A 1987-nucleotide genomic window follows, 5' to 3' on the forward strand; every position below is an offset into this window, starting at 1 on the left:
TCAATTCCAGACCCAAAGACATGACAGTTCGTGAATGGTGTGCCCTTCACGATATTAAACCACCAACCTTCTATGATCACATGCGACGAGTTCAGAACTATTTCGCAAGTCAGCTTCAGACTACAGATGAATCTAACGAGATGGTTGTTAGTGAACCAACTTTTGTGGAATTACCACCTGCTATCGCGGAGCCAAAACCAGTAGCACATGGCGTAGCCTCAATCATCTGTGGCAATGCTAGGATTGAAATATCAGAAGATATTTCAGAAGCATTTCTATTAAAACTGATAGGAGCCATAAGCCATGCTCAATGATACCACCAGTTTTAAGAAAATTTACATCGCAACAGGTTACACTGACCTTCGTCAGGGTATTGATGGGTTGGCATCATTTGTAAAGCTGAGATTCAATCTTGATCCTTTTGACAAGGATACCCTGTTTTTGTTTTGCGGTAGAAAAGCAACCAAGATAAAAGGCCTTGTTTGGGAAGGTGATGGTTTTCTCCTTCTTTATAAAAGACTTGAGGTTGGTGCTTTTGCCTGGCCTAGGACTGAGTCAGAAGCTCTGGCAATTTCAGCTGAACAGTATCAAAGGCTAATGAGTGGTTTTACTATAGTTGCCAAACATCCGATTTCAGAACTCAAAGAGCATAAAGAAATCGTTTAGTTTTGTATAAAACAGAGAATTTTTAAGTGTCCAAGAAACGCTGATTTTAAGCGGTTTTTCTCTTGCATAAAGCCTTGAATAAGGCTCATATGTGGGCATATTTTCTCTGGAAATACCATTAAATCAATTGAAATGACTAATTATTAGCCTTTCATATATAAACTCTATGAAGCCTACAAATATAGGCATTATGACGAATGCTAAAGTGCTGTGAATTAGCTTAAATACAGCATTTCAGCTATAATAGTTCCATAAGAAATGGAGCGATTATGTCAGTTAAATTCACAGAGGAACAACTGAATAACCTTGACAAAGCAATGCTAATACAGCTGTTTTTAAATCAGCAGGAGCAGCTTGAATCTATCGATAACAAGATGCAGCTTCTGCTTGAACAGATGGCTGATATGAATCGTCAGCGCTTTGGTCGTTCATCTGAGAAATCTGATGAATCTAACCAACTGTCATTTACCATCGAGGATGGCGAAATCATTTTCAATGAGGCAGAAGCCTTTGTAGACGATTACTTTGATGACGAGGATGAAGAAACTATTACCGTCACTCGTAAGAAGTCTAAAGGCAAAAAGGAAGAAGATATCAAAGGTCTTCCTGTTGAAGAAATTCCTCATGAAATGACTGAGGAAGAACTTAAGGACTTCTTTGGTGATGAACCCTGGAAGCGTCTTCCTGACGAGGAATATATAAGGTACAAATACACACCTGCCTCTGTTTCAGTTGAGAAACATCTTGTGGCTGTTTATTCTGGCTCCAAATCAGAACGAATGGTTAAAGCTAATCATCCAAAGCAGCTACTTAGAAACAGCCTTGCTTCAGCAAGTACTGTTGCCGGCGTTTATAATGCTAAATACGTAAATGCGATGCCGCTATATCGTATTGAAGCCGAATACAACAGAGTTGGTATTAACATATCACGCCAAACTATGGCAAACTGGGTTATCCAGTGCGCTGACAGATATTTAGCAGTCTTTTATGATTATCTTCATGAGCATCTGTATGACTACCACGTAATCCAAGCTGACGAAACACCTTGTCTCGTTAACAAAGATGGTCGAAATGCTGGTTCAAAGAGTTACATGTGGGTTTACCGTACAGGTAAGATGTACAAGGATAAACCGATTGTAATCTATGATTACCAGCGGACTAGAAAGTCCGATCATCCAAGAGAATTTCTCAAGGATTTCAAAGGCATCTGTGTTACAGATGGCTATCAGGTTTATCATTCCATTGAAAAGGAACGAGAAGACTTGACAATCGCAGGATGCTGGGCGCATGCAAGACGCCGATTTGATGAAGCCTTAAAGGC

The 1987-nt window shown here is 39.8% G+C and carries 3 protein-coding genes; all 3 read left to right on the forward strand.

What is annotated here, in order from left to right:
* Nucleotides 1-314, forward strand: a 314-nt coding sequence (locus BUA88_RS16270) for a hypothetical protein (RefSeq protein WP_072919715.1), incomplete at its 5' end; no start/stop codon positions are given.
* Nucleotides 304-666, forward strand: a complete 363-nt coding sequence (gene tnpB, locus BUA88_RS15770) for an IS66 family insertion sequence element accessory protein TnpB (protein WP_072919716.1) — start codon at nt 304-306, stop codon at nt 664-666. The genes BUA88_RS16270 and tnpB, both read left to right, overlap by 11 nt.
* A 269-nt stretch (nt 667-935) precedes the next feature.
* Nucleotides 936-1987, forward strand: a 1052-nt coding sequence (gene tnpC, locus BUA88_RS15775; protein ID WP_072919718.1) for an IS66 family transposase, incomplete at its 3' end; no start/stop codon positions are given.

It is taken from the genome of Pseudobutyrivibrio xylanivorans DSM 14809 (assembly GCF_900141825.1).
GTDB classification, from domain to species: Bacteria; Bacillota; Clostridia; order Lachnospirales; family Lachnospiraceae; genus Pseudobutyrivibrio; species Pseudobutyrivibrio xylanivorans.

Excerpts from the sequence above, each read along its gene's own strand:
- tnpB (WP_072919716.1), top strand. The coding sequence starts at position 304 with ATGCTCAATGATACCACCAGTTTTAAGAAAATTTACATCGCAACAGGT.